At 63.7% G+C, this 14,548-nt stretch carries 13 protein-coding genes and 1 pseudogene; 9 read left to right on the forward strand and 5 right to left on the reverse strand.

Annotation, left to right across the window (positions count from 1 at the left end):
- Positions 1 to 558, forward strand: a pseudogene (locus IHN22_RS06650) (hypothetical protein); the annotation flags it as partial.
- A 167-nt stretch (positions 559 to 725) separates the two neighbouring features.
- Positions 726 to 1,391 (forward strand): UDP-N-acetylglucosamine pyrophosphorylase, encoded by a 666-nt coding sequence (locus IHN22_RS06655; RefSeq protein WP_191434285.1) that lies wholly within the window; start codon positions 726 to 728, stop codon positions 1,389 to 1,391.
- 67 nt (positions 1,392 to 1,458) lie between these two features.
- Here IHN22_RS06655 and IHN22_RS06660 read toward each other — a convergent pair whose 3' ends face one another.
- Entirely contained in the window at positions 1,459 to 1,800 is a 342-nt protein-coding gene (locus IHN22_RS06660) for a winged helix-turn-helix domain-containing protein (protein WP_191434286.1), read from the reverse strand.
- Positions 1,801 to 2,131: 331 nt separating this feature from the next.
- On the opposite strand from IHN22_RS06660, the gene IHN22_RS06665 reads away from it, so the two are divergent.
- From IHN22_RS06665 to IHN22_RS06695, 7 genes are all read left to right on the forward strand, one after another.
- Complete coding sequence (locus IHN22_RS06665) at positions 2,132 to 2,992, forward strand: FAD binding domain-containing protein (RefSeq protein ID WP_191434288.1); 861 nt, start codon at positions 2,132 to 2,134, stop codon at positions 2,990 to 2,992.
- Between the two features lie 18 nt (positions 2,993 to 3,010).
- Entirely contained in the window at positions 3,011 to 3,484 is a 474-nt protein-coding gene (locus IHN22_RS06670) for a (2Fe-2S)-binding protein (RefSeq protein ID WP_087329078.1), read from the forward strand.
- A 5-nt stretch (positions 3,485 to 3,489) separates the two neighbouring features.
- Positions 3,490 to 5,775 carry a xanthine dehydrogenase family protein molybdopterin-binding subunit gene (locus IHN22_RS06675; RefSeq protein WP_300985786.1) on the forward strand — a complete coding sequence of 762 codons (2,286 nt, stop codon included), beginning with the start codon at positions 3,490 to 3,492 and terminating at the stop codon, positions 5,773 to 5,775.
- A gap of 69 nt (positions 5,776 to 5,844) precedes the next feature.
- Positions 5,845 to 6,150 (forward strand): cysteine-rich small domain-containing protein, encoded by a 306-nt coding sequence (locus tag IHN22_RS06680; protein ID WP_087269020.1) that lies wholly within the window; start codon positions 5,845 to 5,847, stop codon positions 6,148 to 6,150.
- 117 nt (positions 6,151 to 6,267) lie between these two features.
- On the forward strand, positions 6,268 to 7,128 hold the full coding sequence (metF, locus tag IHN22_RS06685; protein WP_191434291.1) for a methylenetetrahydrofolate reductase [NAD(P)H]: 861 nt from the start codon (positions 6,268 to 6,270) through the stop codon (positions 7,126 to 7,128).
- A complete protein-coding gene (locus IHN22_RS06690) occupies positions 7,125 to 7,769 on the forward strand; it encodes a Vitamin B12 dependent methionine synthase activation subunit (protein WP_191434293.1) in 645 nt (214 codons plus the stop codon). Before metF ends, IHN22_RS06690 begins: the two co-directional genes overlap by 4 nt.
- The gene (locus tag IHN22_RS06695; protein ID WP_191434295.1) at positions 7,766 to 10,150 is read left to right on the forward strand and encodes a homocysteine S-methyltransferase family protein; all 2,385 of its coding nucleotides are present in this window, start codon (positions 7,766 to 7,768) and stop codon (positions 10,148 to 10,150) included. The genes IHN22_RS06690 and IHN22_RS06695 overlap by 4 nt, the downstream gene beginning before the upstream one ends.
- Before the next feature lie 40 nt (positions 10,151 to 10,190).
- Here IHN22_RS06695 and hydF read toward each other — a convergent pair whose 3' ends face one another.
- The 4 genes from hydF to IHN22_RS06715 all read right to left on the reverse strand — a co-directional run bounded on the left by hydF (position 10,191) and on the right by IHN22_RS06715 (position 14,227).
- Positions 10,191 to 11,384: a [FeFe] hydrogenase H-cluster maturation GTPase HydF gene (gene hydF, locus IHN22_RS06700; RefSeq protein WP_191434296.1), complete on the reverse strand. Its 1,194-nt coding sequence runs from the start codon at positions 11,382 to 11,384 to the stop codon at positions 10,191 to 10,193.
- Between the two features lie 76 nt (positions 11,385 to 11,460).
- Positions 11,461 to 12,879 (reverse strand): [FeFe] hydrogenase H-cluster radical SAM maturase HydG, encoded by a 1,419-nt coding sequence (hydG, locus tag IHN22_RS06705; protein WP_191434298.1) that lies wholly within the window; start codon positions 12,877 to 12,879, stop codon positions 11,461 to 11,463.
- A 60-nt stretch (positions 12,880 to 12,939) separates the two neighbouring features.
- Complete coding sequence (gene hydE / locus IHN22_RS06710) at positions 12,940 to 13,977, reverse strand: [FeFe] hydrogenase H-cluster radical SAM maturase HydE (protein ID WP_191434300.1); 1,038 nt, start codon at positions 13,975 to 13,977, stop codon at positions 12,940 to 12,942.
- Complete coding sequence (locus IHN22_RS06715) at positions 13,970 to 14,227, reverse strand: TM1266 family iron-only hydrogenase system putative regulator (RefSeq protein ID WP_087189012.1); 258 nt, start codon at positions 14,225 to 14,227, stop codon at positions 13,970 to 13,972. The genes hydE and IHN22_RS06715 overlap by 8 nt, the downstream gene beginning before the upstream one ends.
- Between the last annotated feature and the right edge of the window lie 321 nt (positions 14,228 to 14,548).

The raw sequence follows: 14,548 nt of genomic DNA on the forward strand, positions 1-14,548 counted from the left end.
GGTATGCCCCAGAACTTCCACTACGGCAACGGCATGGGCACCAACCCCATCCAGATGATGCAGGCTCTCTCCGCTCAGGTCATCTGCCACAAGCGGGTCATGAAAGATAACTGCGTCATCATCTGCTCCTCCATCTGCAACGGCTACTTCCACGACGAGCGCTGGCCCTACCTGCGGGAGTTGTATGAGATGTTCCAGCACGACTACATGAACATCCTGCCCGACATGGACCGGTACGGCGAGTACTTTGCCACCAATCAGGAGTATATCCGCAAGTACCGCTTCTGCAACGCCTTCCACCCCTTCCACGGCTTCTCCATGATGAGCTGCGGCCACATCGCCGAGATAAATACCTCCGCCATTTACATCGTGGGCGCTCAGGAGCCCGGCATTGCCCGCGGCATGGGCCTCAAGACCCGGGCTACCTTCGAGGAGGCTCTGGAGGACGCCAAGAAGAAGTTCGTGGGCGAGAACCCCAACATCCTGGCTCTGCCCCAGACCTTCAAGCTGGGCGCCGTCCATCTGTGCATGAAGGACGACGATCTGAGCCGCGTGTAATTCTGCGCTGTACAAATGGCCGTGCTTTGAATCATCACTCACAGCACGGCCGTTTTGGTGACAAGACGCAGTCTTTGTGCTATAATACAGCCCGGATATGGCTTTGCCCCAGGAGGTCCCTGCGGCAAGAGTTTGAGATTTCAATGAAACAGGAGGTCCTGTATCCTATGAACATCACCATTTCCGATCTGCTCGATCTGTCCCACACCCTGGCCGGGGATTATCTCCGGCAGTTTCAGTACCCCTGGGAGGCCCTGGACGGCATCAAGGACCTGATCCTCTCCCTGGGCAGCCAGCTCTCCCCCGAGGAGTACAGCCAGCCCCAGGAGCACGTCTGGGTCCACAAAACCGCTGTGGTGGCCCCCACCGCCTACCTGGGTGCGCCCTGCATCATCGGCCCTGGGACCGAGGTGCGCCACTGCGCCTTTATCCGGGGCTCCGCTCTGGTGGGAGCCCACTGCGTGGTGGGCAACTCGGTGGAGCTGAAAAACGTCATTCTCTTCGACAACGTCCAGACCCCCCACTACAACTATGTGGGCGACTCCATCCTGGGCTACAAGAGCCACATGGGCGCCGGCTCCATCACCTCCAACGTCAAGTCCGACAAGACCCTGGTGGTGGTGAAGGGGGAGACCCCCATCCCCACCGGCCGGAAGAAGATGGGCGCCATCCTGGGCGACTTTGTGGAAGTGGGCTGCAACTCGGTCCTCAACCCCGGTACCATTCTGGGCCGCCACAGCAGCGTCTACCCCACCTCCTGTGTCCGGGGCGTCATTCCCGCCCACAGCATCTATAAGGACAAGGATCACATCGTCCTGCGGGAGGAGCAGTAACCATTTCACCTGTAAACAGCGCCCCGTTGGAGAGCTTTTCTCCAACGGGGCGCTGTTCTTTTCTATCCTATTGGCCATCCTGGGGCAGGCGGTCCAGCTGAGCCTGGGCGGCCTCCTGCACCGCCTGCCGGGCCTGCCGGAACCAGGCCAGCAGGGCCTTGGCCTGGGGCGTGATGGTGCTGCCGCCGCCCCCCAGGCCCCCCGCCTCGGTACTCACCAGGGGCATAGCCAGCCCACGCTCCGCCGTGTGGAGGATTCTCAGGGCTTTGGAGTAGGACAGTCCCATTTTCTGGGCGGCCGCCCGCAGGGAGCCGGTCCGCTCCACCTGCTCCAGCAGCTCCGCCGGTCCCGGCCCGAAGATCCGCCGCCCCGTCTCATCCGTCAGATAGAATTTTCCTTCCCCCCGCATGGCCCGCTCCCTTCTCTGCCGTCCGGCTGCTATGCCGGGCGGATTTTGCTTCTATGGCCATTATATCGTTGTGTTTTCAAAAACACAACGTAAATTTTCTTTATCGATTTACCCCATTACCACCAGGTAATCCTGGAAAACTTAGCACTTTTTATATTCGTTTTGTCTGTTTCACTTTTCTCATCCTCCCTTTGTCGGCACTCTTTCGGATTTTTCCAATCTTTGTTCGTGTCCGAACCATTCATTTGACTTTCCTGTACCAAAAGGTTTAAATATAATTATAGTTTAGTTTTAATCCTCATGATTCTGTTTTAAAGGAGAGGAGTATACCATGGAATATGTGAACGCATCGTCCGTCCAGCAAGTGCTGGACACGCTGGCTCAGGCCGATGGCGGAGCCGTGGTCTTGGCCGGCGGCACTGACCTGATGGTGGATTTCAAGGCCGGGAAGGTACAGCCCCAGGTGTGGGTGGATGTGACCCGGGTACCCGAGCTGTGCGGCATCACCGTGGAGGACGGCAAACTGGTCATCGGCGCCGCCGTCACCCTGACCACCATCGCCCGCTCGCCGCTGGTCCGCCAATACTTCCCCTCCCTGGCCCAGGGCTGCGGCACGGTAGGGTCCCTCCAGATCCGCAACTCGGCCACTCTGGTGGGCAACGTGGTCAGCGCCCAGCCCGCCGGCGACGGCGCCATGTCCCTGGCCCCCCTGGCCCCCACCTTTACCGTCCTGTCCGCCCAGGGGGAGCGGCAGCTGTCCATGGGTGAGATGTACGCCGGCTTCGCCCGCAGCACCATCGACCACAGCCGGGAGCTAGTGACCAAGATCTCCATTCCTCTGCCCCAGCCCGGGGAGGCCGCTTCCTTTGTGCGGCTGGAGCTGCGGAAATCCCTGTCCCTGCCCATGCTCAACTGCGCCGCCATGGTCCATGTAGAGGACGGCCTGGTCACCTGGGCCCGGATCACCATGGCCCCCGTGGGCGTGGGCCCCGTGCGGGCCCAGGCAGCCGAGGCCTTCCTGGCGGGCAAGCCTCTCACCGATGAGAACATGGCCCAGGCCGGACAGCTGGCCCTGGAAAACGCCAACCCCAGAAGCAACCCCCTGCGAGGCAGCCGGGAGTACCGGCTGGACACCCTGCCGGTGATCATCCGCCGGGCCCTGGAGGCCTGCCGGGATCAGCTGGCACATTGAGAGAAAGGCGGAATTGACATGGCTGTTTTACATACCACCATCAACGGCGAGGCCATTACGGCGGAGGTGGACCCCTCCATCTCCCTGGCCCAGTTCCTGCGGGACAATCTCTACCTCACCGGCACCAAGATCGGCTGCGGCAAGGGGGAGTGCGGCGCCTGCACCATCATCATGGACGGCAAATCGGTGACCTCCTGCATCATCCCCGTACTGCGGGCGGAGGGGGCCGTCATCCAGACCATCGAGGGTGTGGCCAAAAACGGCAAGCTCCACCCCCTGCAGGAGGAGTTTATCAACCAGGGGGCCGTCCAGTGCGGCTTCTGCACCCCCGGCATGATCATGTCGGCCAAGGCCCTGCTGGATGAGAACCCGGAGCCTAAAAAGGAGGAGATCCGGGAGGCTCTGGGCGGCAACATCTGCCGCTGCACCGGATACGTCAACATCGAGCGGGCGGTGGAGGCCGCCGCCCAGCGCATCCAGAAGGGGGAGTGAGGAGCATGAAATATGTAGGACAAAGCATTCCCCGTAACGACGGCTTTGACAAGGTTACCGGTCGGGGCCTGTTCACCTTCGACGTGACCCTGCCCCGGATGGTATACGGCAAGGTGCTGCGCAGCCCCTACGCCCACGCCAAGGTGCTGAGCATTGACACCTCCGCGGCCGAGGCCCTGCCCGGCGTGCGGGCGGTGTGCACCTTCAAGAACACCTCCAACAAGGTGTGGAATGGGGCGGCCCCCATGTTCATCACCCCCCTGCCCCACAAGCCGGTGCTGGATCAGACCATCTTCACCGACGAGCCCAAGTACATCGGCGACGAGGTGGCCGCCGTGGCCGCCGACACCGAGGCCATTGCCGAGCAGGCGGTGAAGCTCATTAAGGTAGAGTGGCAGGAGCTGCCCGCCGTCTACGACCCCCTGGAGGCCGTCAAGCCCGAGTCCCCCGAGGTCCAGCCCAAGTTTGCCAACCCCGATTTTCATAACATCTGCGGCGGGCCCATCGTGCTGGAATTCGGCGGCGATCCCACCTCCGCCTTTGACCAGTGCGACGCGGTGGTGGAGTACGACGTGACCCTGCCCCGGGTGAAGCAGGCCCAGATGGAGCCCCACGGCGCGGTGGCCACCTACAAACCCGACGGACGGCTGGAGGTCATCTGCACCACCCAGTCCCTCTACCCCACCAAGATGATTTTGGCCGAGGCCCTGGACCTTCCGGTGAGTAAGGTCACCGTGAAGAACGCCCCCTATGTGGGCGGCGGCTTCGGCGTGCGCATAGGCCTGTCCGGCAAGGCGGAGATTCTGGCGGCTGCCCTGTCCATGCAGTGCTTCCGCCCCGTCAAGCTGATCTACACCCGTGAGGAGGACTTCACCTGCTCCGACTCCCGCCACGGCGGCTATCTGAAGTGCAAGCTGGGCGCCAAGGCCGACGGCACCTTTGTGGCCATTGACACCCAGGCCTGGCTGAACACCGGCGCCTACGCCACCTTCGGCACCGACCTGGTGGGCGTGTGCGGCGCCTGCGGCACCGCCGGGGCCTACGAGATCCCCAACTTCCGCTACACCGGCTGGCCAGTGTACACCAACCAGATGACCGCCGGCGCCATGCGCGGCTTCGGCACCCCCCAGGGCAATGCCGTAGTGGAGCCCGCCATTGAGCTGATGGCGGAAAAGCTGGGTATGGACCCCATCGAGCTGCGGAAGAAGAACTCCACCCGGGAGGACACCAAGAACTGGTTCCCCTTCCCGCCTGGCTCCTGCGGCACCAACGAGTGCCTGGACAAGGCGGCCGCCGCCATCGGCTGGTATGACAAGCACGGCAAGGCCAATGAGCAGACCAGCCGCATCCGCCGGGGCGTGGGCATCTCCGCCGGTACCCACGTCAGCAACGCCGCCCCCTTCTGCGTGGACTACAACACCGTCATTCTCCGCATCGAGCGGGACGGCACCCTCTTCGTCAACTCCTCCATCCCGGAGATCGGCCCCGGCTCCACCACCGCCTGTCTCCAGGTGGCCGCCGACCTCATCGGGGTACCCTACAAGGACGCTGTCATGAAGTTCGGCGACACCGATGCCGCCCCCTTCGACATCGGCTCCCACGCCACCCGCACCCTGTACACCGTCAGCTATGTCATGGCCGACGCCGGTAAAAAGCTGCGGAAGGACATTTTTGACTGGGTGGGGCCCAAGCTGGGCATCGATCCGGAAAACCTGGATATGACCGACGGCATCATCACCTGCGACGGCAAGCAGGTGGCCACCCTGGCCGACATGGCCTCCCAGGCCCATCTGGAGGGCAAGCAGTTCCTTGCCTCCTCCTGCCAGGTGCCCCCCAACTGTCTCCCCTTCTACGCCCAGGCCGCCGAGGTGGAGGTGGACATGGAGACCGGCATGGTGAAGGTCATCAAGGTAGCCGCCGCCCACGACGTGGGCAAGGCGGTCAACCCGCCTCTGTGCCGGGGCCAGATCGAGGGCGGCGTGCTCCAGGGCGTGGGCTACGCCGTCCGGGAAGAGATGACCTATGTGGAGGGCAAGGGCTTCTACAACAAGGGCTTCCACTCCTATATGCTGCCCACCGCCGACGACCGGCCGGAGATCGAGTCCATCCTGGTGGAGAATCCGGACCCCTCCGGCGTATTCGGCATCATCGGCATCGGCGAGTGCGGCGTCAACCCCACCCTGGCCGCCATCGGCAACGCGGTGGCCGACGCCACCGGTGTGCGCTTCCATGAGTTCCCCCTGACCCCCTGCCGGGTGCTGGCGGGCCTGAAGGCGGCAGGCAAAGCGTAAGCGCCTTGACAGACCCCATACCCTCCGTGTATCATGGGAGAACAGAATCGCACGGAAAGGGGCGCGGTCATGGAAGAGAACAAACCCTATTGGGAAGGCAAGCACTTCTCCTTCTACACCAACAAGGAGTGCGAGTACTACCCCTGCCACAAGGTCCCCGAGGGACAGGACTTCAACTGCCTGTTCTGCTACTGCCCGCTATATATGCTGGGCCGGGACTGCGGCGGCAACTTCAAGTATCTGGACAGCGGCATCAAGGATTGCAGCAACTGTACCCTCCCCCACAAGCGGGAGAACTACGGCTACATCGCCGCCAAATTCCAGGAGATCGCCAAGGCCATGGCCGACCGGGAGCGGGAAGCCGAACAGAAGTAACACGCGCAAAAGGGTCAGCTGTCAAACAGCTGGCCCTTTCTTTTTGATAAGCGATAGGATTTTCCCCCCATCTGTGATATAATGTTTCCCAATTCCCCAAGCAAAGGAGCTGCTTCCATGAAGATTATTGACATTTTGAACCAGGACCGCCCCACGCTGTCCTTTGAGGTTTTCCCCCCCAAGACCAGCGACACCTATGACTCGGTAGCCAAGGCCACCCAGGACATCGCCGCCCTGCGCCCTGACTTTATGAGCGTCACCTACGGCGCCGGCGGCGGCACCAGCGACTACACCGTTGGCATTGCCGCCGGCATCCAGCAGCAGTACGGCGTGGACGTGCTGGCCCACCTGACCTGCGCCTCCTCCACCCGGGACCACGTGGCCCAGGTGCTGGAGCACCTGAAGGAAAAGGGCATCCAGAACGTGCTGGCCCTGCGGGGCGACATTCCTGAGGGAGGCGCTCCCGCCCACGACTACCAGTACGCCGCCCAGCTGGTCAAAGACATCAAGGCCCACGGCGACTTCTGCATCGGTGGCGCCTGCTACCCCGAGGGACACCCCGAGTCCCCCACTAAGAACGCCGACATCGACCACCTGAAAGCCAAGGTGGAGGCGGGCTGCCAGTTCCTCACCACCCAGATGTTCTTTGACAACAACATCCTCTACAACTTCCTCTACCGCATCCGGGAGAAGGGGATCACCGTGCCGGTGGTGGCGGGCATCATGCCGGTGACCAACGGCAAGCAGATCGCCCGCATCTGCAAGTTGTCCGGCACCTACCTGCCCGAGCGGTTCAAGGCCATTGTGGACCGGTTCGGGGACAACCCCGCCGCCATGCGCCAGGCCGGTGTGGCCTACGCCGCCGAGCAGATCATCGACCTCATCGCCAACGGCGTGGAGCACATCCACATCTACTCCATGAACAAGCCCGAGATCGCCGCCTCCATCCAGGCCAGCCTGTCGGAGGTCCTGAAATGATCCACACCCCCCGGTCCGAGGCCCTGCGCTATCTGGGCTACCGGGGCGCCCAGCCCGACGAGGCCACCGCCGCCCTGCTGGAAGAGCGCATCCAGGCGGTGGAGGAGGCCGCCGACCCCCGGTGGACTTCTCTGGAGGTCCCCCTCACCCTCCGCCCCGGCGGAGTGGAGCTGGGGGACTGGTCCATTGACAGCGAAAAGCTGCGGGCCCACCTGGACGGCTGCACCGCCGCCATCCTCTTCGGGGCCACCCTGGGAGTGGGGGTGGACCGGCTCATCGCCCGCTCGGCGGCGGGCCAGGTGGCCCGGGCCGCCTTGGACCAGGCGGTAGCCGCCGCCCTCATCGAGGCGGTATGCGACCACGCTTGCGATCAGCTGGCCCAGCGCTATCCCGGCAAATACCTGCGCCCCCGGTTCAGCCCCGGCTACGGGGACTTCCCCCTCACCGCCCAGCCCGAACTGCTGCGGCGGTTGGACAGTCCCCGGAAGATCGGCCTTACCGCCACCGACACCTGCCTGCTGGCCCCCATCAAGTCGGTGACGGCGGTGATCGGCCTGGCCAAAACCCCGGGCAAGTGCCACGCCGGGGGCTGCGCCACCTGTTCCAAGGTAAATTGCACGTTCAGGAGAGATGCCAAATGAAATTCATCGACGCGCTGCACAGCCAGCGCCTGTTTTTTGACGGCGGCACCGGCACCCTGCTCCAGGCCCAGGGTCTGAAGGGCGGCGAGCTGCCCGAGACCTGGAACCTGCTCCATCCGGACCGCATTTCCGCCCTCCACCGGGCCTACCTGGCGGCGGGGAGCAATATCCTGTGTACCAACACCTTCGGAGCCAACGGCCTGAAGTTTCCCGCCGGCGGGGAGTTTGATCTGGAGGCGCTGGTGACCGCCGGTGTACGTCTGGCCTGCGAGGCCAGGGACGCCGACCCCCGGCCCGACGTGTTCGTGGCCCTGGACATGGGGCCCACCGGCAAGCTGCTCAAGCCCATGGGCGACCTGGACTTTGAGGACGCGGTGGCCCTGTACGCCCAGGTGGTAAAAGCGGGGGCCGCCGCCGGGGCCGACCTGGTACTTATCGAAACCATGAGCGACTCCTACGAGGCCAAGGCCGCCGTGCTGGCCGCCAAGGAGAACTGCGACCTGCCGGTGGTGGTGACCACCGTGTACGGGGAGAACGGCAAGCTGCTCACCGGCGGCACCCCCGCCTCCACCGTGGCCCTGCTGGAGGGCCTGGGCGTGGACGCTCTGGGCGTCAACTGCGGCCTGGGCCCCGCCCAGATGCTGCCCATCGTGAAGCAGCTGGTGGAATATGCCTCGGTGCCTCTGATCGTCAACCCCAACGCCGGTCTGCCCCACGCCTGCGACGGCTGCACCGTCTTTGACGTGGGCCCGGCGGAGTTTGCCGTCCACATGGGGGCCATCGCCGACCTGGGCGTCCAGGTGCTAGGCGGCTGCTGCGGCACCACCCCCGACCACATCAAGGCGGCCGTGGAGGTGTGCCGGGACAAACCCTTTACCCCTGCCGTAGACCGCGTCCGCACCCTGGTGTCCTCCTATGCCCAGGCGGTGGAGATCGGCCCCGCCCCGGTGGTCATTGGCGAGCGCATCAATCCCACCGGCAAGAAGAAGTTCCAGCAGGCCCTGCGGGACCACAACATTGAGTACCTCCTCAACGAGGCCTTTGCCCAGGAGGAGGCGGGGGCCCAGGTACTGGACGTGAACGTGGGCCTGCCCGAGATCGACGAGCCCGCCCTGCTGGTGGAGGTGATGGAGTCCCTCCAGGCTGTCCTCCCTCTCCCCCTCCAGTTGGATACCTCCGACCCGGAGGCCATGGAGCGGGCCATGCGCCGCTACAACGGCAAGCCCATGCTCAACTCGGTGTCCGGCAAGGCCGAAAGCATGGCCGCCCTCTTCCCTCTGGTGAAGAAGTACGGCGGCGTGGTGGTGGGCCTGGCCCTGGACGAGAACGGTATCCCTCCCACGGCGGAGGGCCGGCTGGCCATTGCCAAAAAGATCTGCGACACCGCCGCCCAGTACGGCATCCCCAGAAAGGAGATCGTCATCGATCCCCTGACTCTCACCATCTCCTCCGAGCCGGAGGCCGCCAAGATTACCCTGGAGGCGGTGGGCCGCATCAAGAAGGAACTGGGGGTATCCACCATCCTGGGCGTATCCAACGTGTCCTTCGGTCTCCCCAAGCGGGAGCTGGTGAACACCGCTTTCTTTACCATGGCCCTCCAGCAGGGGCTGGACTGCGCCATCCTCAACCCCAACAACGCCGCCATGATGGGGGCCTGGCGGGGCTATCAGGCCCTGATGGGTCTGGACCCCCAATGCGGCCTCTACATCGCCGCCTACGGCGGGCAGGAAACTCCTGCCGCCCCGGTGGCCGCCGGGGATGGTCCCTCCCTCACCGACTGCGTCCTGCGGGGCAGCAAGGAGGGAGCGGCCCAGGCCGCTCAGGCCGCCCTGGACGGCGGCAAGCCCCCCCTGGACATCGTGGACAGCGTGCTCATCCCCGCCCTGGACCAGGTGGGTCAGGGCTTTGAGAAGGGCACCCTCTTCCTGCCCCAGCTGCTCATGAGCGCCGAGGCTGCCAAGGCCGCCTTTGAGGTGGTACAGAATGCCATGTCCGGCGAGGACCGGCCCAGCCAGGGGGCCGTGGTGCTGGCCACCGTCAAGGGGGACATCCACGACATCGGCAAGAACATCGTTAAGGTCCTGCTGGAAAACTACAGCTTTGCCGTCATCGACCTGGGCCGGGACGTGGCCCCGGAGCGCATCGTGGAGGCCGCCGGACAGCCCGGCGTGAAACTGGTGGGCCTCAGCGCCCTGATGACCACCACCGTGGTGAGCATGGAGGAGACCATCCGCCAGCTGCGGGAGACCTGCCCCCAGGTGAAGATCGTGGTGGGCGGCGCGGTGCTGACCCCCGCCTACGCCGACCAGATCGGGGCGGACTGCTACGCCAAGGACGCCATGGCCACCGTCCGGTACGCCAAGGAGATCTATCAGGGCTGACAAACATAAAAAGGACCGCTGCGATGCAGCGGTCCTTTTTTCATCTATGAAATTCCGGGAAGGGCTCCAGAGTGCGCTCCAGAATGCCGTTGAGGGAGGCGATCAGGATGCCGTAGTTGGTGATAGGGATGCCCTGATCGGCGGCGGTGCGCTGGCGGTACTTCATCTCCCGCTCCCCCAGGGTGCAGCCTCCGCAGTGAATCACCAGCTTGTAGGGCGTCAAGTCCTCCGGGTACTCCCGACCGGAGCAGAAGGTGTAGTCCGGCTCCACCCCGGTGGCTTCCTTGATCCAGCGGGGCAGCTTTACCGTGCCGATGTCCTCGCACTGGCGGTGGTGGGTGCAGCCCTCGGCGATAAGCACCTTGTCCCCGGCCCTCAGCTCCTTCACCGCCCGGGCCCCCTCCACCGTGAGGGCCAGATCGCCCTTGTACCGGGCCATAAGGATGGAGAAGGAGGTGAGGGGCACCTCACGGGGCACGATCTTGGCCACCTTTCCGAACACCTGGCTGTCGGTGACCACCAGACGGGGCGGCTTGGGCAGCCCCGCCAGGGTGAGGGCCAGCTCGGTGTCCCGGCACACCAGGGCGGCAGCTCCCGCCTCCAGCACGTCCCGGATGGTCTGCTGCTGGGGCAGGATCAGCCGGCCCTTGGGGGCCGCCTTGTCGATGGGCACCACCAGCACCACCGTGTCGCCAGGCTGAAGAAGATCGGCGATGAGGGGCCGCTTTGGGCCCTCCTGCCCCGCCAGCCGGGCGGCCTTCTCCTTCAATTCGTGGATGTGGAGCCCGGTGAGGGCGCTCACCCACAGGGTATTCTCCCCCGCCTCGGGCACGCTGTCCAGCAGGTCGGCCTTGTTCCAGGCCAGCAGATAGGGGATGCCCTTATCCTTGATAAGAGAAATCAGTTCCTCCTCTGCCTTGCCCAGGGGCTGGGTGGCGTCGGCCACCAGAATGGCAAGGTCGGTCTTGTTCAGCACCTGCCGGGTTTTTTTCACCCGCAGTTCACCCAGGGCGCCCTCGTCGTCGATGCCGGGGGTGTCGATGATCTGCACCGGGCCCAGAGGGAGCAGCTCCATGGCCTTGTACACCGGGTCGGTGGTGGTTCCCTTCACGTCGGACACGATAGCCAGATCCTGTCCGGTAAAGGCGTTGACCAGGCTGGACTTGCCGGCGTTGCGCCGGCCGAAAAATGCGATGTGGACCCGCTCGCCGGCGGGGGTAGCGTTCAGGCTCATAGGAAAGACCTCCTTATTCGGATAGCAGACAGGGCGGCCCGGAGGCCGCCCCGTTGCGAACATTCAAGTCATAGGATCAGAACCGGAAATCCCGCTCGCCCTGGGCGATCTTCACCAGCCGTTCGGCCACGATCTCCTTCACCTTGGGATTGGTGATGTAGGCCTGCTGCTGGACGATGACCTGTTCGCCCACCGCCTTCGTCTCGGGGGCGGCATAGTCCATCAGGTACTCCTTCAAGGTCATGAGGGCGTTGGGCAGGCAGCAGTTCTGGATCTGGCCCGCCTTGCACAGGGACATGAACCGGTCGCCGGTGCGGCCCTCCCGGTAGCAGGCGGTACAGAAGGAGGGCACATAGCCCAGCTCCATCAGCCAGCGCACCACCTCGTCCAGGGTACGGGTGTCGGACACGTCGAACTGGGCGGAGGACTCCTCCTCCGGCTCCTGCTCCACATAGCCGCCCACGCTGGTGCGGGACCCGCCGGAGATCTGGGAGATGCCCAGCTCCAGCACCCGCTGGCGCACCTTCTGGGACTCACGGGTGGAGATGATCATGCCGGTGTAGGGCACTGCCACCCGGATGCAGGCCACGATCTTTTCAAAGATCTCGTCGGAGATGCCGTTGTCAAAGGCGCCGGGGTCGATATCGTCGGCGGGGCACACACGGGGCACGCTGATGGTGTGGGGGCCTACGCCGAACACCGCCTCCAGGTGCTCGGCGTGCATCAGCAGACCGGCAAACTCATAGCGGTACAGCTCCAGACCGAAGAGCACGCCCAGGCCCACGTCGTCGATGCCGCCCTCCATGGCCCGGTCGTGGGCCTCGGTGTGATAGGCGTAGTTGCTCTTGGGTCCGGTGGGATGGAGCTTCTCATAGCTCTCCTTGTGGTAGGTCTCCTGGAACAGGATGTAGGTGCCGATCCCGGCCTCCTTCAGCTTGCGGTAGTCCTCCACCGTGGTGGCGGCGATGTTCACGTTCACCCGGCGGATTGCCCCGTTCTTGTGCTTGATGGAGTAGATGGTCTTGATGGACTCCAGAATGTACTCCAGAGGATTGTTCACCGGGTCCTCGCCCGCCTCCAGCGCCAGCCGCTTGTGGCCCATGTCCTGGAGGGCGATGACCTCGGCCCGGATCTCCTCCTGGGTCAGCTTCTTGCGGGGGATGTGCTTGTTCTTGGCGTGGTAGGGGCAGTAGAGGCAGCCGTTGACGCAGTAGTTGGACAGATACAGGGGGGCGAACATGACAATGCGGTCCCCGTAAAAGTCCTTCTTGATCTGGCGGGCCAGCTCATAGATCTCCTGGTTCTTGTCCTCCAGCTCGCAGGCCAGCAGCACGGAGGCCTCCCGGTGGGTTAGGCCCTTGCGGAGCCTGGCCTTTTCCAGGATAGCGTCGATGACGGCCACATCGTTCTTATGGGCATCGGCGTAGGCCAGGGAGTCCAGGATCTCCTGGTGGTTGATGAAGTCCTCTGCTTTTCTGGATTTGGGATCGTACATGGGGATTACTTCCTTTCTTTTGGGTCAGGGCAAACCCTTCCCCGTCAGTTTTTTCTCTTTCTAATCAGGAAAGTCTCCACGGTGGACGGCCACGGTGCAGCCGATGGCGGCCAGGCGTTTCCGCAGGCCCGCCAGGTGCTCGGCGGCCTCGTCTCCCGTGCAGAGTTTGTTGTCGTAAAGGGTGTATTTCTCCCGGGTGTCGGGGGGCGACAGATTGGGCATTACCACGTTGGCCCCCGCCAGAATGCCCAGCTCCCTCCCCTGGGGATGGATGGTGCCCAGGGCAGTGGTGGCGGGCAGCAGCACACGGGGCAGGGTGAGCCGCACCAGAGAGAGCAAAATCAGGGTGTCCTCCAGGGTACCCGGCCTCTCCCCGGCAAAGGGGGTGTCCTTCTGGGGGATGAAGGGCCCCAGGCCCACCATGTGGGGCTGGAAGTCCTGGAGGAAGCAGAAGTCCTCCGCCAGGGTGTCCGCCGTTTGCCCCGGGGAGCCCACCATGAACCCGGCTCCCACCTGGTAGCCGATGTCCTTCAAGGTACGCAGGCAGTCCATCCGGTGGGCCAGGGTCAGCTCCGGGGGATGGAGTTTGCCGTAGTGAACGGCGTCCGCCGTCTCGTGGCGAAGGAGATACCGGTCGGCTCCGGCGTCAAACCAAAGCTGGTACACCTCCCGGTCAAACTCCCCCAGGGAGAGGGTAATGGCGCAGTCCGGGAAGCGGCCCTTGATGGCCGCCACCGTCTCCGCCACCCAGCCGGGGGTAAGCCCCCGGTCCTCGCCCCCCTGGAGCACGAAGGTGCGGAAGCCCCAGCCGTAGCCCTTTTCGCAGCAGGCCAGAATGGTGTCCCGGTCCAGCCGGTAACGGGTTGCATGGCGGTTATCCCGCCGGATACCACAATACAGACAGTTATTTTTGCAGATATTACTACACTCAATTAACCCCCGGACGTAGATCTGATCCCCGTACCACCGGCGGCGCTCCTCCAGTCCCCGGGCAAAGAGGTCCTGCTGATCCAGGCTGTGCCGACCGGCCAGCAGGGTTCGCCACTCGTCCCGGTCCAGCCGCCGCTGACGGCACAGCTTGTCCAGCAGCTCACTCATTGGGCAGCTTGGAGTACACCGCCTTGCAGCTCACTCCGGGCAGCATACCGGCCTTGCCGGACAGGGCGCTGATGGCATCGGCGGGGGCGTCCAGCACGATGGAGATGATGTTCACCTTCCGTTCCCGGTAGGGGATGCCCATCCGGCCGATGATATAGTCCTTGTATTCGTGGAGCAGGGCGTTGAGCTCCTCCACGGAGTCTGGGTTCTCCACCACCACGCCCAGCAGGGCCACGCGGGTCTCTTCCATAGCAATTTCCTCCTTGCAAAAAATGACAAATGGCGCACCCAAAAAGGGTGCGCCACAGCATACGTTCGTTCTGTCCGGCGACCCTTTCCCGTCAGGCTGTTACCCCTTTCGCGTCAGTGTCGGTTGTTAAATTATACTGCACATTTTAGTTTTTGTAAAGTCCTTTTTGGCACCATTGTATTTTGCACCAAAATACGGTAGGATATGGTTTGCTAAGTCCTCGACCGACATCGACATTTTTCAAAAAATTTTCTGAAGATAAAACCGTCCCTTTCCCCGGCATCACTAACAAGAGAAAGCCACCATCCGTTCTATGGATCA

The sequence above is a fragment of the Flavonifractor sp. An112 genome (assembly GCF_904377885.1).
GTDB classification, from domain to species: domain Bacteria; phylum Bacillota; class Clostridia; order Oscillospirales; family Oscillospiraceae; genus Flavonifractor; species Flavonifractor avicola.